Raw genomic sequence first — 26,075 nt, forward strand, 5'->3', positions numbered from 1 at the left:
TTACTCAATGGATTGGGGGGAGTGTCAGATTACGGTACACTAAGAGTATTGCTTACTTACTGCGAAGCGTTTATGCGTGCTTTACTTATTTGCTTGCTGTCGTTGTCTTGCCTTGCGACATCAGCGCTGGCGCAACCCGCCCCGGCCCCTCAACCCGCTCAACCGCTGCCGGATATCCGCCAACGTGGCTTCGTCTATTGTGTCAGCGGGATACTCAATACCTTTAATCCGCAGATGGCCAGTAGCGGATTGACCATCGATACCCTGGCAGCACAACTTTACGACCGCCTGCTGGACGTTGACCCGTATACCTACCGTTTAATCCCTGAACTAGCTGAAAGTTGGCAAGTGCTGGATAACGGCGCGACATATCGTTTTCATTTACGTAAAGACGTCCCCTTCCAGACCACCGATTGGTTTACCCCAACCCGGATGATGAACGCAGATGATGTGATATTCAGCTTTCAGCGGGTATTTGACTCACAACACCCCTACCACCATGTCAATGGTGGCGAGTATCCTTACTTCGACAGTTTACAATTTGCCGACGCAGTGCAAAGTGTCAAAAAACTGGATGATTATACGGTTGAATTTAAGCTGAAGGCTCCAGATGCCTCCTTCCTTTGGCATCTGGCTACCCATTATGCACCAGTACTCTCTGCCGAGTACGCCGACGTCTTGACCCAAAAAGGCCGACAAGAGCAGATCGATCGTGAGCCTGTGGGGACCGGTCCCTTCTTGTTGAACGAATATCGCTCCGGGCAATACATTCGTCTGTTCCGTAACAGTGATTATTGGAAAGGTTTACCGCGCATGCCGCAGGTGGTTATCGATCTGGGTGCGGGTGGTACTGGCCGCTTATCCAAACTACTGACCGGCGAGTGTGATGTGTTGGCCTATCCAGCAGCCAGCCAATTATCCATTTTACGAGATGACCCTCGCCTGCGTCTGACACTGCGCCCAGGGATGAATGTAGCTTATTTGGCATTCAACACCCGTAAGCCACCACTCAACGATCAGCGGGTGCGGCAGGCGATCGCATTATCGATTAACAACCAGCGATTAATGCAGTCAATCTATTACGGTACCGCTGAGACCGCAGCGTCTATTTTACCTCGTGCATCATGGGCATATGACAATCAGGCCCAGGTAACCGAATATAATCCAGAAAAAGCTAAAGAGATTCTAAAACAGCTTGGATTGACTAATTTACAATTCAATCTATGGGTGCCGACCGCCTCGCAATCTTATAATCCCAGCCCATTAAAAACGGCGGAACTGATTCAGGCTGATTTGGCTCAGGTGGGGATTACGGTCAATATAGTGCCGGTCGAAGGCCGATTCCAAGAGGCGCGGCTGATGGAGATGAATCACGACCTGACGCTGACGGGGTGGTCGACAGACAGTAATGACCCAGACAGTTTCTTCCGCCCGCTATTAAGCTGTGCGGCAATTCGTTCGCAAACAAACTATGCTCATTGGTGTGATCCGGCGTTTGATGAATTGCTACAAAAAGCATTACGTTCCCAGCAATTATCCGCGCGTATTGAATATTATCAGCAAGCTCAGCGTATTTTGGAGCAACAATTGCCACTGTTGCCATTAGCATCTTCATTACGGTTACAGGCATACCGTTATGATATTAAAGGTTTGGTATTAAGCCCGTTTGGCAATTCTTCTTTTGCTGGCGTGTTCCGTGAGAGCAATGAGGGCAAAAAACCATGATTATCTTCACCTTACGCCGCTTATTACTATTAGTGATAACGTTGTTTATGTTGTCACTGGTCAGTTTTAGCCTGAGCTACTTTACCCCTCATGCGCCGTTAAATGGCGCATCCTTAATGGATGCTTACCGCTTCTATTTCAATAGCCTGTTTCAGTGGGACTTCGGGGTTTCTAGCATCAATGGTCAACCTATTAGCGAGCAATTGCGTGAAGCCTTCCCCGCCACCATGGAATTATGTGTACTGGCCTTTACACTAGCCCTATTTGTTGGTATTCCGCTGGGGATTATTGCCGGTGTGATGCGCGGGAAATGGGCTGATATCGCCATCAGTTCTGTCGCATTACTTGGTTTCTCAATTCCTGTATTCTGGTTGGCGCTGCTGTTGATGTTGTTCTTTTCACTGCATTTAGGTTGGCTGCCGGTTTCTGGCCGGTTTGACCTGTTATATCAAGTGAAACCGGTCACTGGTTTGGCTCTGGTCGATGCATGGCTATCACCTTCGCCGTATCGCAAAGAGATGATGCTCAGCGCTGTGCAGCATATGATCCTGCCAATCACCGCATTGGCGGTGGCCCCAACGACCGAAGTCATTCGCCTTATGCGCACCAGTACCGATGATGTTATTGGGCAAAACTACATTAAAGCCGCCGCCACTCGCGGCCTATCACGCTTTACCATTATTCGCCGCCATGTGCTGCATAATGCATTGCCGCCCATCATTCCAAAACTGGGGTTACAGTTTTCCACCATGCTGACGTTAGCGATGATAACCGAAGTGGTGTTTAACTGGCCGGGATTGGGCCGTTGGTTGATAAACGCCATTCGCCAGCAGGATTACGCCGCCATTTCTGCGGGGGTAATGGTGGTCGGGTCGTTGGTTATCGTCATTAACGTCCTGTCAGATATTCTGGGTGCAATGATGACACCGCTAAAGCATAAGGAATGGTATGCCCTTCGATAATGTCTACCGTGAGAAGAAAATGCCCAGCCCGTTGCTGTATACCTGGCGGCTTTTTTATGGCGATGCCTTGGCAATGGTGGGCTTCTACGGCGTACTCGCCCTCTTGGTGCTTTGTGTGTTGGGCAATACACTGGCACCCTATGCCCTTGACCAACAGTTTTTGGGCTACCAACTGCTCCCGCCTTCCTGGTCGCGCTATGGCAACGTTTCGTTCTTCCTTGGCACTGATGATCTCGGCCGCGATATTTTAAGCCGATTATTGGCAGGAACCGCATCGACTTATGGCTCGGCACTGTTAGTCACACTGGCTGCGGCGCTGTGTGGCGTGATCCTTGGTGTATTTGCCGGTATCACTCACGGCTTTCGCTCCGCTATTCTTAATCATGTACTGGATACCCTGCTCTCTATTCCGTCGCTGCTGCTGGCCATCATTGTGGTCGCCTTTGTCGGGCCGAGTTTAGAACATGCCATGTTCGCGGTTTGGCTGGCACTGCTACCCCGAATGGTACGAACCATTTATAGCGCCGTACATGATGAGTTGGATAAAGAATATGTTATTGCCGCCCGTTTAGATGGCGCGTCTACCCCTCATATTCTGGCTTATGCTATTTTCCCCAATATTGCCGCTATTTTGGTCACTGAATTTACCCGGGCACTATCAATGGCAATTTTGGATATTGCTGCGTTGGGTTTTTTGGATTTAGGCGCACAATTGCCCTCACCGGAATGGGGAGCGATGCTGGGGGACTCACTTGATTTAGTCTATGTCGCCCCGTGGACCGTGATGTTGCCGGGTGGCGCGATTTTAGTCAGCGTACTGCTAGTTAACCTGTTGGGTGACGGCATGCGCCGGGCAATTAATGCGGGGGTGGAATAATGCCGTTACTTGATATTCGTAACCTCACCATTGAATTTATGACCTCTGAAGGGATGGTCAAAGCGGTTGATCGCATCAGTATTACCCTGACTGAGGGTGAAGTTCGTGGTCTGGTGGGTGAATCCGGTTCAGGTAAAAGTTTAATCGCCAAAGCTATCTGTGGGGTCAGTAAAGATAACTGGCGCATTACCGCTGACCGTTTTCGCTTTGACGACATCGATCTGTTGCAATTGACCCCACGCGAACGACGCAAGGTGATCGGCCATAATATCTCGATGATTTTTCAGGAACCGCAATCCTGTCTGGATCCCTCAGAAAATATTGGTCAGCAATTGATACAAGCGATACCGGGCTGGACCTATAAAGGTCGCTGGTGGCAACGTTTTCATTGGCGCAAACGGCGGGCAATTGAGTTGCTGCACCGTGTAGGGATTAAAGACCACACAGATATTATGCGCAGTTATCCCTATGAGCTGACTGAAGGTGAATGCCAAAAGGTGATGATTGCCATTGCACTGGCTAATCAACCTCGGCTGCTTATCGCCGATGAACCTACCAATGCCATGGAACCCACCACTCAGGCACAAATTTTCCGTCTGCTGGCGCGACTTAATCAGAATAACAACACCACTATTTTGCTGATAAGCCATGACTTGCAGATGATGAGTAAATGGGCGAATCGGGTTAACGTGCTGTATTGCGGCCAAACTGTGGAAAGTGCCGTTTGCGAAGACCTGCTGGCCGCCCCCCACCACCCTTATACTCAGGCGCTGATCCGTGCCATGCCCGATTTTGGCCGCTCCCTGCCACATAAAAGTCGCTTAAATACCTTGCCTGGGGCTATTCCATCACTGGAGCATTTGCCCGTTGGCTGTCGTCTTGGGCCTCGCTGCCCTTATGCGCAAAAAACCTGTATTGAAACACCGCGCTTGCGGCTGGTAAAAAACCACGCCTTTGCCTGCCACTTCCCCTTAAATCTGGAGGAGCAATAATGGCAGAGACTCTGCTCGAAGTCCGTAATCTGAGCAAAACCTTCCGCTACCGCACCGGGTTATTTCGTCGTCAGCATGTGGAAGCAGTCAAATCGGTCAGTTTTACTTTACGCGAAGGCCAGACCCTGGCGGTGATTGGTGAGAACGGTTCCGGTAAATCCACCTTGGCAAAAATGCTGTCGGGCATGATTGAACCAACGGATGGTGAATTGCTGATTGACGATCATCGCCTGTCCTACGGTGATTATGCTTACCGCAGCCAACGTATCCGTATGATTTTTCAGGATCCGAGCACCTCACTTAACCCGCGTCAGCGCATCGGCCAGTTGTTGGATGCGCCACTGAAATTGAACACTGATTTAGACGCGGTGGCTCGTGAGCAACGAATCTATCAGACCTTGCGGCAAGTGGGATTACTGCCCGATCACGCTAACTATTATCCGCATATGTTGGCGTCCGGCCAGAAGCAGCGTATCGCACTGGCACGGGCACTTATCCTGCAACCTAAAGTGATTGTTGCCGATGAAGCACTGGCGTCTTTGGATATGTCCATGCGCTCACAGATTATTAATCTGATGCTGGAATTACAGGAAAAACATGGCATATCTTATATTTATGTCACCCAGCACTTAGGCATGATGAAACATATCAGCGATCAGGTGATTGTGATGCATGAAGGAGAAGTGGTGGAGCGTGGTAGCACGGCCGAGGTGCTGGCATCCCCGCTGCACGATCTGACTAAGCGGCTGATTTCCAGCCACTTTGGTGAAGCTTTAACCGCCGATGCCTGGCGGCGGGACTCAGGCCATTTTTAGGCGGGTTTTCTGCCCTGCCATTTACCTCCACGATCACCCATTCCGCGCTCACCTCAGCGCGGATTTTTTCCTGCTTCTTTAGTCATTTATTCGCTAACGTAACAACATTTTTGTTATATATAATAATATGTTATTACTTTTAGTTATGGATTATGGTTTAACATTATTTTATCTCGCAAACTCAATCAGTAATGATATCCACTGTGTTCATTCCATAAAACAACAGGATATCTTGCCGATGTTGATACCGACTACTTTGCTATGCTCCCGGTCCGATACCGCACTACCTACCCTTGTCACTGATTCGCTCTCGGTTTATAGCCAAACGGTGCTTACAACCTCTTTATCGTTAACCTGGGCGCGTTGCTGTCCCTAACGGAGGTCATCATGGTGCAATTTCGACAACAGGATAATGCCCATTGGTATCATGAAACTCAACGCAGCGGTAACCCGGAGATCTACGCCGCCCCCGTCACCGAGGAGAGTTACAGTGCTAATAGTTGTAATGGCGATAATCTGCTGACAAATGAGAACAGCATTGAACAGGGTATCTTTTTGCTTGGCTTAGCCGATACTATTCCCGCCCGATTAGATGACCCGTTACGCCAGCATGCGGCGATTTTGTCTGCCTCAGATGCAATGTATCAGGCACTTTTCCCGCTCACTGTCGAGCTGAACCGAGACCACACCTTTTCACTGTATGACCGCTTAAGTACCGCACTGACGGTGGCACAAGTTACCGGGGTTCAACGGTTGTGCAGCCATTATGCCGCCCGCCTGACGCCACTTTCCAGCCCGGACGCATCGCGGGAAAGTAATATGCGACTGACACAGATAACCCAATATGCCCGTCAACTGGCCAGTCAGCCGACATTAATTGATAAGCATGCTTTGCAACAACTCGCTGATGTAGGTTTAACCGCTACAGATATTATTGTTTTATCGCAGATTATTGGTTTTGTTAGTTATCAAGCCAGAGTAGTGGCAGCCCTTTGTGCACTCGCTGGATATCCTACGGTAATATTGCCCGGTTTTCCGCGCATGGAAGATGCTCCCGCAGGCTTGATAGCGTCATCTGTAGCGCAATGGCAAGGTTGGTTACCCTCAAAGACAATCAATGAGGTCATTTCATCTGAGCCATCGTCAGATGACGCAGAGATAACCCTCAGTGAGTTGCTACAACACCATCAGCAAAGTCTGCTCGCGTACCGCACCATTATCACCCGCCAACATTATCCTCCGTTGCTGCCACCTGATTGGCTGGCATTGGTGGCGTTGGTGACTGCGCGCATCAATGGCAGTCGCTACTGTCTGGCTATCCATAAACACCAATTGCACCAATTAACCCCTAACACCACATTGATAACGGCACTTGACGCGGGGATTGATAACGCTTTGGCGACTCAATCTGATGAGCAGATTATCCACTGGCTTATCTATGCCGCAGCCGAGTTGACTCGCGCACCAGAACGCTTTAGCCATCAACATATCAGTCCATTGTTAGCTCTGGGTGTCAGTAATCAGCAACTGGTGAGTATCATCTTCGACACCGCCGCAGCCGGATGGACCAACCGGTTAAGACAAACGCTGGGGCAAGCTGTTTGATACTCACCCGCAATTGCGGATTGCAGTGTTTTAGTGGGTAGCCAACCATGTTTTAGCGACATCAAAAAAGTGCTGGGCCAGCGGTGTAACTCGCCCTGGTTCAGCCACCACGACAGCAGCATGCCGACTCATCTTCAAAATATCCACCGGCCGCCGTTGCAGGTCGGGTGACATATCCTCAAGTAGACTACCCTGCGGGAACAGGCCACAGCCTAAACCGACAAAGATGCCTTGTAACAACTGAAAGATAGAAGTACTTTCCAGCCGCACATGCAGCGGCAGACCGGCATCACGAAAACTGTTATCCAGATAGCGGCGGAAGTAACGGCTGGGTTCAGCCAGGCAGAGCGGCAGTTGTGCTACCTGGGCCAGTGCCAGCGGCTCAGTCCCCATCAAATCAGGGAAATGTCCGGGGTGAAACACCAGGTCAATGCCCCCGTCAACTAGCGGTTGTACCTGAAAATGCAGCTCATTCAAGGTGGTCAATTCAAAAAAACCAATGCCCACATCGACCGAGTGACCGGTTAAAGCTTCCAGTAATTGGTCAGCACTTAACACTGAAACACGGTAATCCAGATGGGGATAGCGTTCACTGGCACTTTTAAGTAATAGTGCCAACGAGATACTGCATTGTGGTACTACACCAATACGCAGCGTGCCGTTTAAACCATGTTTAAGGGACTCCACCTCTAACTTTAGCCCTTGATAGACAGAGACAATCTCTCTGGCCCAGGCTAATACGCGCTCACCTTCGGCGGTAAATCCTTCGAAATTATTACCCCGGTTTATCAGTGCCACCCCCAGTTCCCGCTCCAGGTTTTTCAGACGCATCGACAATGTTGGCTGGCTGACAAAGCTGGCCTCAGCCGCACGACCAAAATGGCGCTCGCGCTCCAGATTACAGAGATAGACCAGTTGCTTGATATCCATACAGATACTCAGATTTTCATGATTCTATCCAGTATACCATCGTCCCTTGGTGGCATGTTTTGCCGTGCTGGCCTTTTTCGCGCGAAAAATTTACACAGCTATCTGATCCAGATCCCATTTCATCTTTCAACTCAGGCATTTTACTGATTAACATTTGAACGAAATTTGGATAATTTCAGATTATTCACAATAACCACAATATTGAATTGTTTATTCACTCACATCTGACCATATAAACCACTAACCAATCAAATAGCAGAATATACCACCAAATAAAATCAGTTCAGCTTTTAATCAAAACAAAAAATCGTCAAACAGCTAAAACATAAACGTTAATACTGCATAACATTTGTAACATGGTCGCATAGCCCTGCCTGAGATATATGTAACAGAATATTGCAAAAGCCTTGTCTCGCTGACAAAGATAGTGAACATTAACCGCCGCTAAACATCTTATAACAATGCAAAAGGATGCCGGTTCGCGCATTCACTTTTGTCTCTCCCACCATTTGTGGTCGGTAGTGAAAAACAGAGGTCCCCGTGTCAACAGCAAACAACAGTCAACAGCCACCCAACAGTGAGCAACCCGAAAGCATCAGTATGAATGCTTTCAAACAACCAAAAGCATTTTACCTGATCTTCTCTATCGAGCTTTGGGAGCGCTTTGGTTATTACGGCCTGCAAGGGATCATGGCCGTCTATCTGGTAAAAATGCTCGGGATGAGCGAAGCCGACTCCATCACCTTGTTCTCATCCTTCAGTGCACTGGTCTATGGCTTTGTGGCCATCGGTGGCTGGTTAGGCGATAAGGTGCTCGGTGCCAAACGTGTCATCGTACTTGGTGCATTAACGCTGGCAGTTGGTTATGCAATGATTGCCTACTCCGGCCATGACATTTTCTGGGTTTATCTGGGTATGGCGACCATTGCGGTTGGTAATGGTTTGTTCAAAGCCAACCCATCCTCTCTGCTGTCAACATGCTATAACAAAGATGATCCGCGTTTAGACGGCGCATTCACCATGTACTACATGTCCGTCAATATCGGTTCATTCTTCTCTATGCTGGCCACCCCATGGTTAGCCGCGAAGTATGGCTGGAGCGTCGCATTCTCACTGAGCGTAGTGGGTATGTTGATCACCTTGGTAAACTTCTGGTTCTGCCGTAAATGGGTAAAAAATCAAGGTTCAAAACCTGACTTTGCACCACTACAGATTAAAAAGTTACTGATGGTATTGGTGGGTGTGGTAGCACTGGTCACGCTGTCAAGCTGGTTGCTGCATAACCAAATAGTGGCACGTTGGGCGTTGGCATTAGTATCTCTGGGCATCATCTGTATCTTTGCCAAAGAGACCTTCTCTCTGCATGGCACTGCCCGCCGCCGAATGATTGTGGCATTCTTACTGATGCTGGAAGCGGTGGTGTTCTTTGTGCTGTATAGCCAAATGCCAACGTCGCTGAACTTCTTTGCTATTCATAACGTTGAGCATTCAATCTTTGGTATTACCTTCGAACCAGAACAGTATCAGGCGCTGAACCCGTTCTGGATCATGGTAGCCAGCCCAATACTGGCGGCTATCTATAATAAGATGGGTGACCGACTGCCAATGCCACACAAGTTTGCTTTCGGTATGGTGCTCTGCTCTGCGGCCTTCCTGGTTCTACCATGGGGTGCCAGCTTCGCCAACGAACATGGCATTGTGTCCGTTAACTGGTTGATCCTGAGCTACGCATTGCAAAGTATCGGGGAACTGATGATTTCGGGCCTCGGCCTGGCGATGGTTGCGCAGTTGGTACCTCAGCGCTTGATGGGCTTCATCATGGGTTCATGGTTCCTGACGACAGCAGCAGCAGCCCTGATCGCCGGTAAAGTTGCAGCATTAACTGCGGTGCCAAGTGATATTACTGATGCCCATGCATCACTGGCAATCTATAGCCATGTATTTATGCAGATTGGTATTGTCACTGCCATTATCGCAGTATTGATGATGCTCACTGCACCAAAACTGTATCGCATGACTCTCGCACCAACAGAGAGTAATAAAGCGACCCCAGTAACCGCCGCATAATTGCCCGGCAGGATAAAGCACGCGTGCTAAGCACTTTATCCTGCCAACTCCCACGTAAAACTCAGACAGCCTGTTGTTTGGCGAGAATAAGTCCTAAATTCAATACTTATTTGTCAGACCATACCGCTAACTGATAGCCATCCGGGTCGGTAAAGTGGAAACGACGCCCGCCGGGGAAAGTAAATATCGCCAGCACAATAGAGGCTCCCGCTTCTTCCAACCGTTTTTGCGTCTGTTCAAGATCATCAGCATACAGAATGATTAACGGCCCACCGTTGGGCTGAACGTCACTCAGGGTGGTGAAGCCACCGGTCAGTCGGCCATCGGTAAACTCACAATATCCTGGGCCATAGTCAGTAAAGCGCCAATTGAATACTTTGCCATAGAAATCCTTCGAGCGAGCAATATCACCGACGGCAAACTCTATGTTGTCAATTCGACTATCATTTCCCTGAATACCCATAAACGGCTCCTGATTAAAATACCTGATTAATTCACTGATTCATCCTAAACATTTACTGAGATGATGAATATCACTCGCCTTATCAATGATAACTTCATCACATTATTTGTGCGCAAAAAATAAACTATACTGATAACAGACCGCACAGCGTTAACCCCATTTTGAGCGATATCAGAATGAAACCCGTCTGTTATTTGCGGTCAATAACCGGCAAGGAGGTGATTTATGATAAACCATGTATGGGGGCTTCTGACCCGTCCTAGTCAGGAATTGCAGCAAATTAAACGCGAGGGGGAAAGTGTCCGCCACCTGTATGCCCATCACGTCCTTTTAATGGCTGCCATTCCCGTGATTTGCGCGTTTATCGGCACCACACAAGTGGGCTGGAACTTTGGTGATGGTCAGATAATAAAACTGGCTCCCCTTACCGCACTCTATTTTGCCATTATTTTCTATGTTTTGATTTTGGCGGCGGTAGCTCTCATGGGACGAGTAATTTATTGGATGGCCCGCCGCTATGAGAGCCGGCCTAGTTGGCAAAGCTGTACCTTATTCGCCGGTTATGCTGCAACGCCCATGTTTTTAGGTGGCGTGGTTGCCCTCTACCCGATTATCTGGTTATGCTTATTGGTTGGCATCATTGCACTCTGCTATGCAGGCTACCTGATGTATTTGGGCATCCCCACCTTCCTGAATATAGACCGACAAGAAGGTTTTATCTTCTCCGGTTCCACATTTGCTATCGGCGTGCTGGTATTAGAGTTACTCCTTGGTCTGACTGTATTGCTGTGGGGTTACGGTTCACGGCTATTATGACCTCCAAACCTTCCCTTCGTTAACACCGCTCCTGATAACATTTACAGAGAGCGGTGGCTGTTACTCCGTTGGTCCTCGCTTTATTAGCTTTGACTGGGGCTAATATCAGGCTTTTATGGTGATTAATGTCGCCCAGATCGCAATCTCTTACATCCACACGCAGGATAAGGTTGTACACTGAGTAAGACTGATGCAAACAAGGCGAAAAAAATGAAAAGGCTAACATTAAAAGAAATGACCGAAAGTGAGCAACGTGACGTCAAAACGCAACTCGATAGAGCCAGAATAAATTTAGGAAGGGCTTTAACCAATTCAGAACAGAATAAAGTAAGAGAAGAAGCAATAGATAAAATCATGAACGCTCGGGAACAAGTCGCCAAGTTAACCCGCGTAGAAAGAAAAACCAAAAAAACCGCACCAAGTACCACCACTTTTAGCTGGTCCGCATCGATCAGCACTCGCCCACCACGGTAACTGATTTCCACTGCCTGATAATAACAGACAGGGATTACCTACAGCGGTGGATACTCACTGCTGTAGGACAACACTTTATTTCTGCGACTAATTTTATTTCCCGCACAATTATATTACACCGCTAGCAGCATTTTTCCCCCGCCTGCCTTAGGATTAAGGAAGCTTTTTTCTTTCAGTGATCGATTAAGGAGTTAGTGATGAAATTGTTCTATAAACCCGGTGCCTGCTCTCTGTCTCCACATATTGTATTACGTGAAGCAGGGTTAGATTTTAGTATTGAGAGTGTCGATCTGGCGGCCAAAATAACTGAAACGGGTGAAGACTATTTAAGCATCAGTCCAAAAGGACAGGTACCCGCCTTGGTACTGGATGATGGCAGCCTGCTCACTGAGGGTGTTGCTATCGTGCAATATCTGGCAGATATGGTGCCAGACCGCCACCTGATTGCCCCATCAGGGACCCTTTCCCGCTATCATGCCATTGAGTGGCTAAACTTCATTGCGACTGAATTACATAAAGGTTTCAGCCCACTGTTTAACCCGAAAACACCAGATGACTATAAAACGATCGCACGTGAGCGGCTGAATAAACAATTCAGTTATGTAGACAGCGTATTAGCACAACACGATTATCTGTTAGGCAAAAAATTCAGCGTGGCTGACGCCTATTTATTTACTGTCACTCGTTGGGCGAGTGCGCTGAAACTTGATATTACCCAGCGCAGTAATTTGGATAAATATATGGGCCGTGTAGCAGAACGCCCAGCCGTTAAAGCCGCATTAGCCGCAGAAGACGTTAAGAAATAAGTCCTTTGATTAATTAGAGTGCCCCTCCATTAAGGGGCACTGTATAGCTGGGATTATAACTTGATGGCAGAGAATTTACTGACGGGATTAACAATTCCATCCTGAGCGGCGACAACCTGAAGTTCATACTCACCCATCTCCTGAGTTTTCAGCATCACTTCATATACAGCGGCAGTAACATGCTCCAGTGCCTTATCCAGTGCTTCACCTTTCAGCAAGTTCACCAGCAATAAACCACTGGTCAAATCACCCACACCGACCGGTTGGCGGGCACCAAAGTCCACCAGCGGACGGCTGATATGCCATGCCTCATCGGCCGTGACTAATAACATTTCAAAGCAGTCAGCATGATAACCGGCGCGGCTTAGGTGCTTAACTAACACAACTTTTGGCCCTTGGGCGCAGAGATCACGAGCAACCTTAACGGCCTGTTCGACACTTTCAACCCGCACACCACTAAGTTGCTCCAGTTCAAGCAGGTTCGGTGCAATGATATCGCTGGCAGGCAAGGCCTCTTTACAGAAGAACTCTGCCACCCCTGGCGCGACGATACAGCCCTTCTCTGGATGCCCCATGACCGGATCACAAAAATACCAGGCATTCGGATTGGCTTGTTTTACGCGTGCAACCGCAGCCAGAATATGATCGCCCTGCTCGGGTGAACCGATATAACCACTTAATACCGCATCACAATCTTTCAGCCGATCAATATCGGCAATGCCTTGTACTATCTCAGTCAAATGGCTGGCGGGCATCACACAACCAGTCCAGTGACCATATTGCGTATGGTTGGAAAACTGGACGGTATTCAGCGGCCAAACATTGACCCCCATTCGGCGCATAGGAAATTCAGCAGCACTATTACCCGCATGGCCAAAAACAACGTGAGACTGAATCGAAAGTATATTTTTCATTGGAACGGCCTAAAGTTAAGGGCACCCATGCCCACTTTGTAATACAGCGCTGACTGGAATAAAACATCAGCTAACAAAACATTAGCCAAAAAATAAGGGGCATTTCGGCCCCTTATCTTATTTCATTCTTATAGCCAGCTAATCAGGCAATAATGTTTTTTGCCACGACGCAATAAGGTATAGCGCCCAAACAGACGATCAGCATCGGTAAAGATGTATTCTGGGTCTGCCTGCTTTTCACCATTAATGGCGACAGCATTAGAACCAATCATAGTACGCGCCTGCCCACGAGAAGGGACCAACTCAGCATTAACCAATGCCTGTTGTAAATCAGCATCGCGGCTCAGTTCAATTGTCGGCATGCCATCTTGTGCTAACTGAGCGAAGTCGGCTTCGGTCAGCTCATTTAAATCACCGGAGAATAAGCTCGCGGTAATACGTTTGGCGGCAGCAAGGCCTTCTGCACCATGGACCATACCGGTGACATTTTCGGCCAGAACATACTGCGCACGTGGCGCTTTGCCGCTGTTTTTATCTTCTTCTTCCAGCGCGTTAATTTCTTCCATACTCATGAAAGTAAAGAACTTCAGGAAACGATAAACATCGGCATCTGCGGTGTTAATCCAGAACTGGTAGAATTTGTAAGGACTGGTCTTCTTCGGATCAAGCCATACCGCACCACCTTCGGTTTTACCAAATTTAGTGCCGTCAGCTTTAGTAATTAATGGCACGGTCAGGCCATAAACTTGCTGCTGATGGAGGCGACGCGTCAAATCAATACCAGAGGTAATATTACCCCACTGATCAGAGCCGCCGATTTGCAGCGCCACACCGTGAGCTTTATTCAGGCAAGCGAAATCATAAGCTTGTAACAGGTTATAGGAAAACTCAGTAAACGAAATCCCACTGTCATCGCGATTCAGGCGTTGCTTAACCGCTTCCTTATTGATCATCTGATTAACAGAGAAGTGCTTGCCAATATCACGCAGGAAGGTCAGCACATTCATGCCACCAAACCAATCGTAGTTATTGGCCGCAATAGCACTGTTTTCACCGCAATCAAAATCCAGGAATGGCGAAACCTGACGGCGGATTTTCTCCACCCATTCGTTAACCGTATCTTCCGTATTCAGTTTGCGTTCGCTAGCCTTGAAACTTGGATCACCAATCATACCGGTAGCGCCACCGACCAGCGCCACGGGACGATGCCCAGCCAGTTGGAAACGCTTTAGGCACAACAACGGAACCAGATGACCCAAATGCAAGCTGTCTGCGGTAGGATCGAAACCGCAATACAGTGAAATTGGCCCTTGCGCCAGTCTCTCTGCTAACGCGTCTTCATCCGTAACCTGGGCAACGAGGCCCCGCTCTTGCAATTGTTTAATCAGGTTGCTGCTGGTCATCAACGACTCCATTGTTTTTCACAAAAAATTGTCTTTTACAAAAATTATCTTTTACCAGGAAAAGAGGATTTATACCCAAAAAACTTGGCGTTGCAGCCAGGCAGCAAGCAAATAAATCCCACTGGGCTTACTCAAATAAGAAATAAGCGATTAGGGTGACAAATTTGCTTGCCGTGGCCTCGCAGAGGCGAGACTCAGGGGTGGGCCGAGTAACGAACGTAAAAACCCCCTGCGGCTTCAAGTACGAAGGGTATAGAATAAAGCGCCCGTCACACGAGCGCTAGGCTTAACCACAATTATTTCATCGTTCTCAAGGGGCTAAACGGTCAATTTTCCATGCATCTGCTTGCCGTTGATAAATAAAACGGTCATGCAAGCGATGCTCACCGCCCTGCCAAAACTCCACAGAGTCAAACTTAACGCGGAACCCGCCCCAAAAACTGGGCAACGGCACGTCACCATGCTGGAATTTTTGCTTTAACTCGAGGAACTTACTTTCCAATACACCACGAGCAGAAATACGTGATGATTGTTGGGAAACCCAGGCACCAATCTGGCTATCTTTCGGGCGGGAACTGAAGTACTTCAGCACTTCAAGGGTTGAAAGCCGTTCTGCGGTACCGAGGAAGATGACTTGCCGGTCTAACATATGCCAAGGGAACAACAGACTAATATGTGGATTTTCAGCCAGTTGCTGCGCTTTGCGGCTGCCCAAATTGGTATAGAACACCATACCCTGATCATCATAATGCTTCAGCAGCACGATGCGCTGATAAGGTTGACCATCGGCAGCTACCGTAGCCACACACATAGCTGTTGGATCAGGCAAACGCGCTTCACAGGCCTGTTTTAACCAACGTTCAAATAAGTCCAGTGGGTTTTCGGTTAAATCACTGCGACGCAAACCGCCGCGAATATATTCACGACGTAAATCTGCAACATCAAATTCATTCTTGTCAGTCATATAAGCTCTGTAACGCGCAGGAAAGCAGTGACTATTATTCTGCCCTTGCAGAGCAAGAATCACAATCACTCAGAGCAGACAACGGCCTGATTACTTGATCAAAACACAGTCATTGATAATGACTTTTCCATCACGCTCAACAAAAGCACTATTTCCTTTCGACCAGAAGCTATAGTGGCCGTTGCTATATTTAGTGCCGGAAGCTGCACGCACCTGAGGTAAGGTCAACTGTTCACCATCTAACACCAAATTGACTTTATCTTGGCGGTTGTCCTGAGCAACGGTCAGCCGGGTTGTGCCACACTGATAATGCAACGTTTCACTTTTAGGTTGAACCAGACTGCATCCTGCCAACATCAATACTGCTGTTACGCCAAATACTGAAGTTGCAACAAATAAGTGTTTCATTATGTCGTCCTCGTTGATGGAATAAGGCACCGTACCCTATGGCAGCTTAACACCCTCAGCGTGACGATACAGGATAGACTGCTCCTAAAATGGTTTCGCAACTGGCTCCGGTCACCGAGGGCAAATTACCCGATTTACCGGACAAGGTCCGAAATGCCAGCCAGGCGAACGCCAGAGCCTCCATATCGTCGCCACTCACACCAAAATTGTCAGTTACGCACACCTCCGTCCCCGGTAACAAGGTTGACATCCGTGACATCAGCAACGGGTTACGCGCCCCGCCGCCACACACCAACAGCCGCTCACAGCCTCCCGCCAACTGCACCTGTTCGGCGATTGATAGCGCGGTTAACTCTGCCAACGTTGCTTGAATATCTTCCGGTTTCAGCCCCGGCACCTTCGCCAATTGCTTATCCAACCACCCGGCATTGAAATATTCACGCCCGGTACTTTTTGGGGCAGGCTTGGCAAAATAAGGATCACTGAACATAAGCTCAAGCAGCGGTTGATTAACTTGCCCCGACAGTGCCCAGCACGCATCTTTATCATAGGGTAAGGCACGATTACGCCAGATCCAGGCATCCATCAACATATTGCCAGGCCCGGTATCAAACCCCCGCACCGGCAAATCGGGTAATAGCATAGATAAATTAGCAATACCGCCAATGTTCAGTATCATGCGCCGCTCGGTGGCATGGGCTAGTAACGCATGGTGGAAAGCGGGTACCAAAGGTGCACCTTGCCCGCCATAAGCCATATCACGGCGGCGAAAATCCCCAACAGTAGCAATGTTTGTCAACGCAGCAATACGATTATTATCACCTAATTGTATTGTAAACGCCGGTTCACCAAGCGGTTCATGCCACACCGTTTGCCCATGACAGCCAATGGCGGTAATGTCCTGTGCGCTAAGGCCTTCTTTTGCTAGTAAGCCCTGCACCGCTTGCGCAAACAAGATACCCAGTTGGGCATCAAGCTTACCCACTGCGGACAAGGTCGTAGACTGGCCCTGACACATGCCGAGGATATCTTTTTTCAGCTGTAGCGGCATTGGATGACTATAGCTGGCCTGCTGGGCCACCATACGCTCATCAATGGCAGCTAACACCACATCAATCCCATCCAAACTGGTTCCTGACATCACTCCAATAAAACGGCCTGATTTCATAGCAATGACCTTATTCCCTCATTCAGGGACAAAATAGCAATAAGACTTTCCACAAGCCAAGTCAGAATAATAAAATTAACACCCTGAAAAGATATACTTTTTAAAGTGTATACCGCTATAGGAGCCTGTCCTAAACGCTACTTTTTATTTGTAGGAAAGGTCACATAAAAGTCACTCTTACTGACATTTTCATTTATCGCAGTGATATTTCTTACTTTAAGAAAGTTAAACTGCCGTTTAATATTCGTTGAAGTATAAACCGCTAAGCTGCGTACCCATCGATGGTGGTCGAAAAATTAAGCAGAAAGTTAAAATAAGTAAGTAGTGAAATAAACATTTGGGTAAGCCATACTTTGTGCAAATATCGGCCCTGCGCAAATACTGGGCCATCAATAGACTGGATTTGGATATCCCTGGCATACTGAACCGTAATACGGTTGTGCATTTTTAATAGGAGTTTTTATGATCAAGCCACTAATCGCCGTTGCTATCGCTGCGGTTACTCTGACCGGTTGTGCCAATAATAGCACCCTGTCCGGTGATGTCTTCAGCGCATCCGAAGCCCGACAAGTACAAACTGTGACTTACGGTACCCTACTATCCGTACGCCCAGTCACTATTCAGGGTGGCGATGAAAACAATGTTATGGGTGCCATTGGCGGTGCAGTCTTGGGTGGTTTCCTTGGCAATACTGTTGGTGGTGGTACTGGTCGTAGCCTGGCAACTGCAGCAGGTGCTGTTGCGGGTGGTATGGCAGGGCAAGGTGTTCAGGGCGCAATGAACCGCACCGACGGCGTGCAACTTGAAGTCCGTAAAGATGACGGCACAACCATTCTGGTGGTGCAAAAACAAGGCCCAACTCGCTTTAGCGTCGGTCAGCGCGTGATGCTAGCGAGCAGTGGTAGCACCGTTACCGTTAGCCCACGCTAATAACTCTGCTATTACTGTCTTCAGGTAAAAGCCAGAGTTCGTAATGAACTCTGGCTTGTTTTACTAAAATATTTCTTTCTGCTGTGAATAGAGTCGTAAATCTTTATTATTACTTGCTTTGTAATTGGTTAATATTGCTCTCAAGCTTATTAATCAGACCAGATAGCAATTCAATCTCATCTGTTGAAATCCCCCCAAGAATTTCTTTACGGGTGGAACATATGACTCCATCAACCGTATCGATTATCGGTGAAGACTGCTCCGTCAGTTTTATCCTCTTCGCACGGCGATCATTTGCGCAGGTATGCCGTGTGATTAAACCTTTCTCCTCCAGTTGATCTAAGGTTCTAACCAATGATGGTTGTTCGATACCAATCGCTTTTGCCAGTTGAATTTGTGACTGTTCAGGCGGTAAACGATTAATGTTATGCAAGGTAACCCAATGCGTTTGAGTTAACTCCAGCGGCTTCAACCGATGGTCGATAAGCGCGCGCCAAGCGCGAACTAATCGTGCTAAATCAGATCCTAATGTCGATTCCAATTGCCCCTCCTTTTAATTAGCGTGCTAGCATAACTCCCAGAGTCCCGTCTATTTTGGGTAATTAACATTAAAAACACAAATGTATATATACCGTCGATGCTAGGGTAATAGCAATAAATACGGCGAATCCTTTAGAAAAAATGATGTTTTAGCTAAAAATACCTATTAAGGATTAACCTTATGTATGTATCAGTGTTACCCATAAACGCACCTCTTACAGACTTGGTTATAGGTGCCTCAATCTATTTCCCGCCGATGTTTAAGGCGGTTATGCTAGGTTTGGTGTTTTGGCTATTGATCCATCATGTCCTACGGAATTGGATCTACTCTGGTGACATCTGGCATCCAATATTAATGGATCTGTCAATTTTTGTCATTGCGGTCAGCGTTTCTTTATGGATATTAGCCAGTTGGTAAATTGATATGAATCATCAGTCTCTTAAATATTTCTCCTCTGTCATTGTCTTCGCTCTCGCACTTTGTGCGGGTTGGTGGATGTGGAACTACTACATGCAATCACCCTGGACTCGCGATGGTAAAGTCCGGGCTGAATTGGTCAGCATCACCCCGGAAGTGTCGGGCCGGCTGGTTAAAATAGTAGCTCATGATAACCAGTTGGTAAGCTCGGGTAGCTTATTATTTGTGATTGACCCACAACCCTACCAACTGGCACTGGATAACGCACAAGCCGCTTTAGTGAAGGCGCAAGCTGACCTGGCTAAAGCGAATCATGAAGCAGAACGTCGGCGAAATTTACCGAAAAATATCATTTCTGGTGAAGATCTCGACATTGCCAACTTAACCGCCGATAGCATGAAAGCGGCCTATCAGGGCGCAGTGGCGAATGTCGAACAAGCGAAATGGAATCTCAGCAAAACCCGTATTTATGCGCCGACCGATGGTTATATAACCAACTTGCAAACACGGGTGGGTAACTATGCTACCGCCGGCATACCATTAGTCGCGCTAATCGATACCAATTCATTCTATGTGATGGGCTATTTCGAAGAAACCAAGTTGAAACATATTAGAGAAGGTAATAAAGCCAAGATTGTTTTGTATAATGGCAACATTCCTTTACGCGGCGTAGTCGAAAGTATTGGTCGTGCTATTTATGACCAAAGTGTTGATAGCAGCGGTGACTTATTGGTAGATGTAAAACCTAATGTTCCTTGGGTACGGCTGGCCCAACGGGTTCCGGTAAGAATCAAACTGCTGGATGTCCCAGCCGATGTCACCCTTATTGCCGGCACCACCTGCACTATTTCACTGGTTGACTAAACGATGCGTATCTCCTTCCCCCTGTGGCACCAGACCCCATGGGGTAAAGCCAATACCGGTCAGTGGCGTTATGCATTGCGTAATTCATTGGCAATGTGCTTATCACTGTGGATTGCCTTTGCGCTGAATTTAGATGAGCCTTACTGGGCAATGACCTCCGCTGCGGTGGTGAGTTTCCCCACCGTCGGCGGGGTCATCAGCAAGAGTATTGGTCGCATCATCGGCAGCTTACTGGGGGCGGCCGCATCCGTGGTAATTGCCGGCCATTGCCTAAATGACCCCTGGCTGTTTACCTTTGCCATTGCAGCCTGGATTGCCCTTTGTACTTTTGTCTCCAATCACTATCAAAATAATGTTTCTTATGCGTTTGCGTTAGCCGGTTATACCACCGCGATTATTGCCTTTTCTACGGTCAACACCGCTGGCACCCAGCAAATTTTTGATATCGCGCAAGCCCGAGTGTGTGAAGTAATTACCGGTATTCTTTGTGGTGGCCTGATGATGATGCTGATGCCGAGCACCTCCGACGGCGAAGCATTACTGACCTCACTGCGCCGCATGCAATCTCGCTTACTGGAACATGCCGAGTTATTGTGGCAAACCGATCATAACCCCCAGCTACGTGCCTCACATGAAGGGGTAATTGGCCAGATCCTGACCATGAATGTACTGCGGATCCAGGCCTTTTGGAGCCATTACCGCTTGCGGCGGCAAAATAACGTCTTGAATTTTATTTTGCATCGTCAATTACGTATAACCAGTGTAATTACCAGTTTACGACGCATGTTACTTAACTGGCCAACGCCACCGGAGAACCTGACACCAGTTCTGTCACAGTTGCTACAAACACTACAGCGACCCGATTGCGATAAATATCAATTGGCCAAAATACTGCAACAAATCGCCCCGCATGATGAGTTCGACTATCGACACCGCGCCTTCTGGTTACGATTACAGCATTTTTGTTGGTTATATTTGCAAGTGAATCGTTGGCTGACACAGTTGGATAAAGAATCTGCCAGCGACCTGCCACAACCGCCACCAGTAACCGCGCTGGCTCGCCATACCGATACCTATGAGGCCGCCTATAATGGGCTGCGAACCTTCGTGTGTATTGTTATTGGTTGTGCATTTTGGATAAATACGCAGTGGAGTTCGGGCAGTGCTGCACTGGCATTGGCCGCGGTAAGTTGCGTGCTCTACTCCGCAACCCCGTCGCCAACCGACAGTATTGCTACACTATTGAAAGCCATTGTTCTGCTTTCTATCGGCTGTTTTATTCTTAAGTTTGGTGTGATGGTACAGATTGATGATTTCTGGCAATTTGCTGCCGTACTGTTCCCCATTTTAATCACCATGCAGATGATGAAACTACAGCATCCGGCCTATGCTTCATTGTGGGGACAATTGATTGTCTTTATGGGTTCTTTCCTAAGTGTAACCAACCCGCCGAGCTATGATTATCAAGAGTTCCTTAATGATAATATTGGTAAATTAGTCGGCGTAATGTTAGCTGGTGTTGCTTTTCAGCTATTGCGCCCCAGTTCTGATAAACGCAAAAGTCGACGTATCATTCGGATGCTCCGCCGCGATTTCATTGATCAAATCAGTAGCCATCCACAACAGAGCCAGAATCAATTCGAATCACTGATTTACCATCGAATTAACCAACTCAATCTCAGTAAAGATCAGTCAGCTCGCCTGTGGCTGCTGCGTTGGGGGATGGTATTGCTCAATTGTAGCCATGTGGTCTGGCAATTACGTGATTGGCAAACCACCTCTGCACCCTTGTCAGCAGTACGGGACGTTTGTATTCACTGCCTGAAGGGGTGTATGACCGAAAAAGGTGTGCAACCCAGTTCGTTACTCACAACATTGCAGGAGTTACAACGAATGAGTGCTATTTTGGCTCAATACCCCGATGCCTCTGGGCGGGAACTGGCGGGGCTGATTTGGCGATTATATTGCTCACTGACACAACTGCAACTGGCCCCTCCTGCTGAGGAAAGCAAAACTGCGCCAGCCTGAGGCTTACTGGCGCAGAAAAGAAGCTTAAGGCACGTCATAACCCAGTGCAGCACGACGAATGCGGAACCACTGCTGGCGCGTCATCGTCAAGGAGAGTGATGCCCATGCGGCTTTAACCCGCTCTATCTTGCCAGAACCAATAATCGGCAGCGGCGCTGACGGCAAACGTAGCACCCAGGCATAAACCACTTGCTCAATGCTTGCTGCACCGATTTCGTCAGCTACCGCCTGTAACTCATCACGTAATGCCTGGTACTCCGGGTCGCTGAACAACCTACCACCACCAAGACAAGACCATGCCATGGGTTTGATACGCAGTTGCTGGCAAGCATCGAGCGTACCATCCACAATAGCAGGCTGATGTAGCGGGGAAATCTCTACCTGATTCGTTACCAGCGAGAATGGCAGGCGTGATTGCAGTAAATTGAATTGCGCAGGGGTAAAGTTTGACACACCGAAATGTTTTACTTTGCCGCTTTTGTGCAGTTGGGTGAAGGCTTCTGCCACCTCATCGGCATCCATCAACGGGTCCGGGCGGTGAATCAGCAGTAAATCAAGATAATCAGTGTGCAAATGGGCCAATGATTGCTCAGCACTTGCAATGATATGTGAACTATCCGTAATGTAGTGCCCCAACGCATGTTCCGGTTTAGCCGTGGTGGCAATGCCACATTTACTCACCAGCTCCAGTTGGTCACGCAAGGACGGTTTAAGCCGTAAGGCTTGGCCAAATGCTTGTTCACACTGATAACCGCCGTAAATATCAGCATGATCCGCCGTAGTAATACCCAACTCAATGTGTTGCTCGATAAAAACCAACAACTGCTCAGGCGTCATGCCCCATTCCATCAGCCGCCAATAACCGCAAATCATACGTGAAAATTCAGGTCCAAGCGGAGCCAGTTGGCTACGTGTATCCATTATTAGCTACCTCATCTGTTTATCTACCTATAAGCATACACAACCGGCGGTAAGGTTAAATCCTCCCTGAACCATCAATTAAAGGTCAAACGGGGGCTTAGCGGTAAAATAGCCAGAAATGGTAAAGTTTAAGACCGATTAAGCGCGAATTAGAATAAGGAAGGTTGTTCTGGTAACGGCTCATCGACTTGTTTGTTACCACGCTGCAAGCGCATTAGGCGTTGGCGGCATAAACGCAATACATCCCGTTTCTGCGGGTCACTCATTTTCATCCAATTAAAGCGCTCATCCCTGCTACGCAGACAGCCACGACAAAAGCCACGGTCATCTGATTGGCAGATGCCACGGCACGGACTGGGAATGTCGAAAAACTCAAGTTGCTGAGACACGCTGCCTCCTGCGGCTGATACCTTAATTGAAGACTGCTTCACCGCGGCTGGCAAGTCCAATTTGTTTACGGTTGTAAAAATCCGCTATCAGCGCCGAGGCGCGGCCCTTAACCGCTAAGGTTATCTTAAGTTTCATTCGATACCATTCAGGTAATTAGTGAACTGTAGGATTCCATTTTCACAATGAATGTTCGATATAAGTTACGGTGTAATAGCCTGAGTTTTATCCTGGCCAGTGCACTCTTTTTCACTCTGGGTCATAACGCACTGTTTATTGCGAAAGCCTGGTCGCTGATCCATTTTGACAGCAGTGACAGTTACTTCTTCGCCGCGACAATTCCGGTGGTGATATTTTGTGCACTGAACATCATATTTAGCCTGTTAGCTGTGCCCTTTCTGCATAAGCCAATCATTATTCTATTGCTGTTGGGCAGCGCGGCGGCAAACTATTTTATGTTTAGTTATGGTGCCGTCATTGACGCCAATATGATGCAAAATGCCTTTGAAACCAACTCACAAGAGGCGGCCGCTCTTTTCACTCCCCGTATGACCCTATGGCTACTGGTGGCAGGTATTATTCCTGCGACCCTGGTCTGCTTTGCCCGTATTCGGGTCAGCCGCCCATGGTGGTATATGTTGGGGCTGCGCGCAGCAAATATTTTGATATCAGCAGTGATTATTCTGTTGGTTGCTGCCCTGTTTTATAAAGATTATGCATCGTTGATTCGTAATAATAAAAACATCGTTAAAATGTTAACTCCATCCAACTTTGTCAGTGGCAGTTTTCAATTCACTAAACACAAATATTTCACCCGTAATCTGCCACTGGTAACACTCGGTGAAGATGCCCATAAAGGCCCATTGATTAGTGGGCAACAAAAGAAAACGCTGGTCATTCTCGTGGTCGGTGAAACTGCCCGTGCAGAGAATTTCTCCCTGGGCGGTTATGAGCGAGAAACCAACCCGAACCTGAAAAAACAAGATGTTACCTATTTCAGCAAAGCATCATCCTGCGGGACTGAAACTGCGGTGTCGGTACCTTGTATGTTCTCGAATATGGCGCGCAAAAATTATGATGCCACCCTCGCCAGTCATCAGGAGGGCTTAATGGATATTCTTGCCCACGCTGGCTTGAATGTCTTATGGCGCGAAAATGACGGGGGTTGTAAAGGTGCCTGCGATCGCATCCCACATCAGGATGTTACCCAATTGCAGCTCACCACCGATTGCGAGAACGGGGTCTGTTTAGATAACGCATTACTGTATAAATTAGATAATTATATTAATGGGCTACAAGGTGACGGTGTCATTGTCTTACACCAAATGGGCAGCCACGGGCCGGCTTATTATCGCCGTTCAACCCCAGAAATTCGCCAGTTTTCCCCTACCTGTGATAGCAACCAAATTCAGGATTGCACCCCACAGGAATTGGTAAACACCTACGATAACTCTATTCTTTATACCGATGCGATGTTGGGTAACACCATTAAGTTATTGCAACAACACAATAATAACTTTAACACTGCGCTGGTCTATCTCTCTGATCACGGTGAATCATTAGGCGAAAATGGCATGTATTTGCACGGTACCCCTTATATGTTCGCCCCAAGTCAGCAGACACATATACCATTTCTAATGTGGCTATCACCTGAATATACAAAAAACTATGGCATTGACCGTCAGTGCTTATCCTCCAGTGCACAACATGATGAAATATCACAAGATAATCTGTTTCATACCTTATTGGGCATGATGAATATTCAAACCACTGAATACCAATCAGAACTAGATTTACTACAGAAATGCCGAACTCAGGGCGAAAGAATTAGTCAAAAAAGTCCGTAAAGAGTTAATACCTGATAGTGAGCTTGATGCCAGTGTTTCCCTCCGCTGGCATTTTTTTCTTGACCTAGACCGATTGGTCTATTACGCTCTGCGACATGAACAAAATACAGCACACACACATAGACACCCGTGAACATCTGTTAGCAACCGGTGAGAGCCTTAGCCTGCGTCTTGGCTTTAATGGTATGGGTCTCAGCCTGTTACTGACCACGGCAGGCATACCGAAAGGCTCGTTTTATCACTATTTCCGTTCTAAAGAAGTTTTTGGTGAAGCGATGCTACAGCGTTATTTTGATCGTTACGACGCTGAAATGGAAAGCCTGCTCACCCATTCACAAGGTGATATGCGCCACCATTTGTTGCACTATTTTGCTCAAGCTATTGCTAACTATTGTGGCAGTGAATGCCACAATGCTTGTCTGGCGGTTAAACTATCAGCAGAGGTAAGTGACTTATCCGAACCTATGCGTCATGCATTGGATATCGGCACTGCCCGTGTGATTGGTCGGTTGCAAGATGCCATTGAAGCCGGTATTGCTGAGGGCTCGCTGCGCATTACGCTCTCACCGGCGGCAACCGCTGAAACACTGTATGCCTTGTGGCTCGGTGCTTCACTGCGGGCTAAAGTGAAACGATCGGTTGCTCCGCTGACCTGTGCGCTAGAAAGTATCGAACTGATTCTACAACCAACCCCATAATCCAATGATTCTGAAGCTAACACTTTTGTTTTTCAGAATTTACCCAGTTACTA

The 26,075-nt window shown here is 47.8% G+C and carries 26 protein-coding genes; 16 read left to right on the top strand and 10 right to left on the bottom strand.

Going from position 1 to position 26,075, the window contains the following annotated elements:
- Positions 1–72: 72 nt before the first annotated feature.
- From sapA to Q2T72_RS11815, 6 genes are all read left to right on the top strand, one after another.
- Positions 73–1,725: an ABC transporter substrate-binding protein SapA gene (sapA, locus tag Q2T72_RS11790; protein WP_372569884.1), complete on the top strand. Its 1,653-nt coding sequence runs from the start codon at positions 73–75 to the stop codon at positions 1,723–1,725.
- Positions 1,722–2,687: a putrescine export ABC transporter permease SapB gene (gene sapB / locus Q2T72_RS11795; RefSeq protein ID WP_083158764.1), complete on the top strand. Its 966-nt coding sequence runs from the start codon at positions 1,722–1,724 to the stop codon at positions 2,685–2,687. Before sapA ends, sapB begins: the two co-directional genes overlap by 4 nt.
- Positions 2,674–3,564 carry a putrescine export ABC transporter permease SapC gene (gene sapC, locus Q2T72_RS11800; protein ID WP_083158763.1) on the top strand — a complete coding sequence of 297 codons (891 nt, stop codon included), beginning with the start codon at positions 2,674–2,676 and terminating at the stop codon, positions 3,562–3,564. Before sapB ends, sapC begins: the two co-directional genes overlap by 14 nt.
- Positions 3,564–4,556, top strand: a complete 993-nt coding sequence (gene sapD / locus Q2T72_RS11805) for a putrescine export ABC transporter ATP-binding protein SapD (RefSeq protein WP_083158762.1) — start codon at positions 3,564–3,566, stop codon at positions 4,554–4,556. The genes sapC and sapD overlap by 1 nt, the downstream gene beginning before the upstream one ends.
- Positions 4,556–5,371 carry a putrescine export ABC transporter ATP-binding protein SapF gene (gene sapF, locus Q2T72_RS11810; RefSeq protein WP_032906086.1) on the top strand — a complete coding sequence of 272 codons (816 nt, stop codon included), beginning with the start codon at positions 4,556–4,558 and terminating at the stop codon, positions 5,369–5,371. The genes sapD and sapF overlap by 1 nt, the downstream gene beginning before the upstream one ends.
- A 387-nt stretch (positions 5,372–5,758) precedes the next feature.
- A complete protein-coding gene (locus Q2T72_RS11815; RefSeq protein WP_372569221.1) occupies positions 5,759–6,976 on the top strand; it encodes a CMD domain-containing protein in 1,218 nt (405 codons plus the stop codon).
- 30 nt (positions 6,977–7,006) lie between these two features.
- Here Q2T72_RS11815 and Q2T72_RS11820 read toward each other — a convergent pair whose 3' ends face one another.
- Entirely contained in the window at positions 7,007–7,906 is a 900-nt protein-coding gene (locus tag Q2T72_RS11820) for a LysR family transcriptional regulator (protein WP_372569222.1), read from the bottom strand.
- 540 nt (positions 7,907–8,446) lie between these two features.
- Here Q2T72_RS11820 and dtpA point away from each other — a divergent pair.
- Complete coding sequence (gene dtpA, locus Q2T72_RS11825) at positions 8,447–9,973, top strand: dipeptide/tripeptide permease DtpA (protein WP_372569223.1); 1,527 nt, start codon at positions 8,447–8,449, stop codon at positions 9,971–9,973.
- A gap of 106 nt (positions 9,974–10,079) precedes the next feature.
- Here the strand turns inward: dtpA and Q2T72_RS11830 are convergent, their stop codons facing one another.
- A complete protein-coding gene (locus Q2T72_RS11830) occupies positions 10,080–10,436 on the bottom strand; it encodes a VOC family protein (protein WP_083158757.1) in 357 nt (118 codons plus the stop codon).
- A gap of 225 nt (positions 10,437–10,661) precedes the next feature.
- On the opposite strand from Q2T72_RS11830, the gene Q2T72_RS11835 reads away from it, so the two are divergent.
- From Q2T72_RS11835 to gstA, 3 genes are all read left to right on the top strand, one after another.
- Positions 10,662–11,252 carry a Yip1 family protein gene (locus tag Q2T72_RS11835; RefSeq protein WP_083158756.1) on the top strand — a complete coding sequence of 197 codons (591 nt, stop codon included), beginning with the start codon at positions 10,662–10,664 and terminating at the stop codon, positions 11,250–11,252.
- Positions 11,253–11,462: 210 nt separating this feature from the next.
- Positions 11,463–11,726 (top strand): DUF3811 domain-containing protein, encoded by a 264-nt coding sequence (locus Q2T72_RS11840; protein ID WP_005184457.1) that lies wholly within the window; start codon positions 11,463–11,465, stop codon positions 11,724–11,726.
- A gap of 197 nt (positions 11,727–11,923) precedes the next feature.
- Positions 11,924–12,532 carry a glutathione transferase GstA gene (gene gstA / locus Q2T72_RS11845; protein ID WP_372569224.1) on the top strand — a complete coding sequence of 203 codons (609 nt, stop codon included), beginning with the start codon at positions 11,924–11,926 and terminating at the stop codon, positions 12,530–12,532.
- 53 nt (positions 12,533–12,585) lie between these two features.
- Here gstA and pdxY read toward each other — a convergent pair whose 3' ends face one another.
- The 5 genes from pdxY to anmK form a co-directional block, all read right to left on the bottom strand.
- Entirely contained in the window at positions 12,586–13,446 is an 861-nt protein-coding gene (gene pdxY / locus Q2T72_RS11850) for a pyridoxal kinase PdxY (RefSeq protein ID WP_083158754.1), read from the bottom strand.
- Positions 13,447–13,574: 128 nt separating this feature from the next.
- Positions 13,575–14,849 (bottom strand): tyrosine--tRNA ligase, encoded by a 1,275-nt coding sequence (gene tyrS, locus Q2T72_RS11855; RefSeq protein WP_372569225.1) that lies wholly within the window; start codon positions 14,847–14,849, stop codon positions 13,575–13,577.
- A gap of 310 nt (positions 14,850–15,159) precedes the next feature.
- Entirely contained in the window at positions 15,160–15,813 is a 654-nt protein-coding gene (gene pdxH / locus Q2T72_RS11860; RefSeq protein WP_372559107.1) for a pyridoxamine 5'-phosphate oxidase, read from the bottom strand.
- Between the two features lie 90 nt (positions 15,814–15,903).
- Positions 15,904–16,221 carry an MliC family protein gene (locus Q2T72_RS11865; protein WP_083158751.1) on the bottom strand — a complete coding sequence of 106 codons (318 nt, stop codon included), beginning with the start codon at positions 16,219–16,221 and terminating at the stop codon, positions 15,904–15,906.
- Positions 16,222–16,276: 55 nt separating this feature from the next.
- Positions 16,277–17,389, bottom strand: coding sequence for an anhydro-N-acetylmuramic acid kinase (anmK, locus tag Q2T72_RS11870; protein WP_083158750.1), 1,113 nt, complete (start codon positions 17,387–17,389; stop codon positions 16,277–16,279).
- A gap of 462 nt (positions 17,390–17,851) precedes the next feature.
- Between anmK and Q2T72_RS11875 the strand changes: the two genes are divergently transcribed.
- On the top strand, positions 17,852–18,319 hold the full coding sequence (locus Q2T72_RS11875; protein ID WP_083158749.1) for a glycine zipper 2TM domain-containing protein: 468 nt from the start codon (positions 17,852–17,854) through the stop codon (positions 18,317–18,319).
- A 109-nt stretch (positions 18,320–18,428) separates the two neighbouring features.
- Here the strand turns inward: Q2T72_RS11875 and slyA are convergent, their stop codons facing one another.
- A complete protein-coding gene (gene slyA / locus Q2T72_RS11880) occupies positions 18,429–18,860 on the bottom strand; it encodes a transcriptional regulator SlyA (protein WP_083158748.1) in 432 nt (143 codons plus the stop codon).
- Positions 18,861–19,040: 180 nt separating this feature from the next.
- On the opposite strand from slyA, the gene Q2T72_RS11885 reads away from it, so the two are divergent.
- From Q2T72_RS11885 to Q2T72_RS11895, 3 genes are read left to right on the top strand one after another with little or no spacing between them, the layout of a single operon-like run.
- Positions 19,041–19,277, top strand: a complete 237-nt coding sequence (locus Q2T72_RS11885; RefSeq protein ID WP_083158747.1) for a DUF1656 domain-containing protein — start codon at positions 19,041–19,043, stop codon at positions 19,275–19,277.
- 6 nt (positions 19,278–19,283) lie between these two features.
- On the top strand, positions 19,284–20,141 hold the full coding sequence (locus tag Q2T72_RS11890) for an HlyD family secretion protein (protein WP_083158746.1): 858 nt from the start codon (positions 19,284–19,286) through the stop codon (positions 20,139–20,141).
- Between the two features lie 3 nt (positions 20,142–20,144).
- Positions 20,145–22,169, top strand: coding sequence for an FUSC family protein (locus tag Q2T72_RS11895; RefSeq protein WP_372569226.1), 2,025 nt, complete (start codon positions 20,145–20,147; stop codon positions 22,167–22,169).
- Positions 22,170–22,193: 24 nt separating this feature from the next.
- Here Q2T72_RS11895 and Q2T72_RS11900 read toward each other — a convergent pair whose 3' ends face one another.
- Complete coding sequence (locus Q2T72_RS11900) at positions 22,194–23,090, bottom strand: aldo/keto reductase family oxidoreductase (protein ID WP_083158744.1); 897 nt, start codon at positions 23,088–23,090, stop codon at positions 22,194–22,196.
- 149 nt (positions 23,091–23,239) lie between these two features.
- Complete coding sequence (locus Q2T72_RS11905; protein WP_083158743.1) at positions 23,240–23,479, bottom strand: DUF1289 domain-containing protein; 240 nt, start codon at positions 23,477–23,479, stop codon at positions 23,240–23,242.
- Between the two features lie 183 nt (positions 23,480–23,662).
- Between Q2T72_RS11905 and eptA the strand changes: the two genes are divergently transcribed.
- Both eptA and Q2T72_RS11915 read left to right on the top strand, forming a co-directional pair.
- Entirely contained in the window at positions 23,663–25,324 is a 1,662-nt protein-coding gene (eptA, locus tag Q2T72_RS11910; RefSeq protein WP_083158742.1) for a phosphoethanolamine transferase EptA, read from the top strand.
- Between the two features lie 95 nt (positions 25,325–25,419).
- Positions 25,420–26,022 (top strand): TetR/AcrR family transcriptional regulator, encoded by a 603-nt coding sequence (locus Q2T72_RS11915; RefSeq protein WP_083158741.1) that lies wholly within the window; start codon positions 25,420–25,422, stop codon positions 26,020–26,022.
- The last annotated feature ends 53 nt before the right edge of the window (positions 26,023–26,075 follow it).

The sequence above is a fragment of the Yersinia sp. 2466 StPb PI genome, from assembly GCF_041538325.1.
GTDB lineage: Bacteria > Pseudomonadota > Gammaproteobacteria > Enterobacterales > Enterobacteriaceae > Yersinia > Yersinia enterocolitica_E.

Excerpts from the sequence above, each read along its gene's own strand:
- sapA (WP_372569884.1), top strand. The coding sequence starts at position 73 with ATGCGTGCTTTACTTATTTGCTTGCTGTCGTTGTCTTGCCTTGCGACA.
- sapB (WP_083158764.1), top strand. The coding sequence starts at position 1,722 with ATGATTATCTTCACCTTACGCCGCTTATTACTATTAGTGATAACGTTG.
- sapC (WP_083158763.1), top strand. The coding sequence starts at position 2,674 with ATGCCCTTCGATAATGTCTACCGTGAGAAGAAAATGCCCAGCCCGTTG.
- sapD (WP_083158762.1), top strand. The coding sequence starts at position 3,564 with ATGCCGTTACTTGATATTCGTAACCTCACCATTGAATTTATGACCTCT.
- sapF (WP_032906086.1), top strand. The coding sequence starts at position 4,556 with ATGGCAGAGACTCTGCTCGAAGTCCGTAATCTGAGCAAAACCTTCCGC.
- Q2T72_RS11815 (WP_372569221.1), top strand. The coding sequence starts at position 5,759 with ATGGTGCAATTTCGACAACAGGATAATGCCCATTGGTATCATGAAACT.
- Q2T72_RS11820 (WP_372569222.1), bottom strand. The coding sequence starts at position 7,906 with ATGGATATCAAGCAACTGGTCTATCTCTGTAATCTGGAGCGCGAGCGC.
- Q2T72_RS11830 (WP_083158757.1), bottom strand. The coding sequence starts at position 10,436 with ATGGGTATTCAGGGAAATGATAGTCGAATTGACAACATAGAGTTTGCC.
- Q2T72_RS11835 (WP_083158756.1), top strand. The coding sequence starts at position 10,662 with ATGATAAACCATGTATGGGGGCTTCTGACCCGTCCTAGTCAGGAATTG.
- Q2T72_RS11840 (WP_005184457.1), top strand. The coding sequence starts at position 11,463 with ATGAAAAGGCTAACATTAAAAGAAATGACCGAAAGTGAGCAACGTGAC.
- gstA (WP_372569224.1), top strand. The coding sequence starts at position 11,924 with ATGAAATTGTTCTATAAACCCGGTGCCTGCTCTCTGTCTCCACATATT.
- pdxY (WP_083158754.1), bottom strand. The coding sequence starts at position 13,446 with ATGAAAAATATACTTTCGATTCAGTCTCACGTTGTTTTTGGCCATGCG.
- tyrS (WP_372569225.1), bottom strand. The coding sequence starts at position 14,849 with ATGACCAGCAGCAACCTGATTAAACAATTGCAAGAGCGGGGCCTCGTT.
- pdxH (WP_372559107.1), bottom strand. The coding sequence starts at position 15,813 with ATGACTGACAAGAATGAATTTGATGTTGCAGATTTACGTCGTGAATAT.
- Q2T72_RS11865 (WP_083158751.1), bottom strand. The coding sequence starts at position 16,221 with ATGAAACACTTATTTGTTGCAACTTCAGTATTTGGCGTAACAGCAGTA.
- anmK (WP_083158750.1), bottom strand. The coding sequence starts at position 17,389 with ATGAAATCAGGCCGTTTTATTGGAGTGATGTCAGGAACCAGTTTGGAT.
- Q2T72_RS11875 (WP_083158749.1), top strand. The coding sequence starts at position 17,852 with ATGATCAAGCCACTAATCGCCGTTGCTATCGCTGCGGTTACTCTGACC.
- Q2T72_RS11885 (WP_083158747.1), top strand. The coding sequence starts at position 19,041 with ATGTATGTATCAGTGTTACCCATAAACGCACCTCTTACAGACTTGGTT.
- Q2T72_RS11890 (WP_083158746.1), top strand. The coding sequence starts at position 19,284 with ATGAATCATCAGTCTCTTAAATATTTCTCCTCTGTCATTGTCTTCGCT.
- Q2T72_RS11895 (WP_372569226.1), top strand. The coding sequence starts at position 20,145 with ATGCGTATCTCCTTCCCCCTGTGGCACCAGACCCCATGGGGTAAAGCC.
- Q2T72_RS11900 (WP_083158744.1), bottom strand. The coding sequence starts at position 23,090 with ATGGATACACGTAGCCAACTGGCTCCGCTTGGACCTGAATTTTCACGT.
- eptA (WP_083158742.1), top strand. The coding sequence starts at position 23,663 with ATGAATGTTCGATATAAGTTACGGTGTAATAGCCTGAGTTTTATCCTG.
- Q2T72_RS11915 (WP_083158741.1), top strand. The coding sequence starts at position 25,420 with ATGAACAAAATACAGCACACACACATAGACACCCGTGAACATCTGTTA.